This is a genomic window from Streptococcus sp. 1032 (genome assembly GCF_013277015.1).
Lineage (GTDB): Bacteria > Bacillota > Bacilli > Lactobacillales > Streptococcaceae > Streptococcus.
Genome location: NZ_VMMD01000039.1, coordinates 1 through 816, shown reverse-complemented (window position 1 = coordinate 816; position 816 = coordinate 1). Strand labels below are relative to the sequence as shown.

The 816-nt window shown below is 29.8% G+C and carries 1 protein-coding gene; it reads left to right on the top strand.

Annotation, left to right across the window (positions count from 1 at the left end):
• A partial coding sequence (locus tag HT711_RS10950; RefSeq protein WP_173250150.1) for a restriction endonuclease subunit S occupies positions 1–816 on the top strand: 816 nt, incomplete at both ends.

The window sequence follows — 816 nt, the reverse complement described above, 5'->3', positions numbered from 1 at the left end:
AGAAGTTCGCTGATGGAAGTATAAAAGAGTTTAAACATAATATACCTAAAGGATGGGCCATAGTTTATTTACCAGACATTTGTGCATTAGAGGACGGCTCAATAAAAAGAGGTCCTTTTGGTAGTTCTATAACAAAGTCAATGTTTGTTCCGAAAGGAGAACATACATATAAGGTTTATGAACAAGGTAATGCTATAAGAAAAACTATAGATTATGGAGACTATTGGTTAAAAGAGAGTGATTATATACGTTTAAAAAATTTTTCAATAAAAGCAGGAGATATTTTAATATCTTGTGCAGGTACTATTGGAGAAATCTTTCAAATACCTTCAAATTATTATAATGGAGTTATAAATCAAGCATTATTAAAACTTACGTTAAACTCAGATATAATAGATTCACAGTATTTTAAATGGATGTTTACGAGTTTGATTAATACACTAAAAGAGCATTCTATAGGTTCAGCGATAAAAAATTTAGCTTCAATAAAATTTTTAAAATATGAAGTTCCTATGTTATTGCCTCCACTATCCGAACAACAACGCATAGTAGAAGTAATCGAATCAGCTTTAGAAAAAGTAGATGAATATGCTGAAAGTTATAATAGACTAGAACAGCTAGATAAAGAATTTCCAGATAAACTAAAAAAATCTATTCTTCAATATGCTATGCAAGGAAAATTAGTTGAACAAGACCCAAATGATGAACCAGTCGAAGTTCTACTTGAAAAAATACGAGCAGAAAAGGAAAAACTCTTCGAAGAAGGTAAGATTAAAAAGAAAGATTTAGAGATTTCAATTGTTTCCCAAGGAGATG